Consider the following 397-nt stretch of genomic DNA (forward strand, 5'->3'; position numbering starts at 1 on the left):
GCGCCGGACGAGCCGGCTTGCGTGCCGGCATCGGTGGCTCCGAGGGTGATCCCGCGGCGGGGCGGGCGGTACCGACTTTCGTCGGACGGGACAAAAGATAGGTACCGGGCAATTCGCCCAGGGGTTGTGCGCGCAGAGCAACCGGACAGTGGGGTGGGTTCGGCCGGGTTCGCCGGGGTGCTCGCCTATGTTGGTTGTGATTTTGCGCTCGCCTTGGGCAGCTTGGTTCGGCAGCTTGGTTCGGGCAGCTTGGTTCGGCACGGCTCGCCCGCGAACGGCCCGGCTCGCTCGGCTCCGCCACTCGCCCTTGCCCTCGCCCGCAACAGCCCAGTTCGCCCCGGCCCCGCCACCTCGCCCACGAACAGCCCGGCTCGAGCCCGCCCGTTCGCTCGCTACC

The sequence above is a fragment of the Amycolatopsis kentuckyensis genome (assembly GCF_002155975.1).
GTDB lineage: Bacteria > Actinomycetota > Actinomycetes > Mycobacteriales > Pseudonocardiaceae > Amycolatopsis > Amycolatopsis kentuckyensis.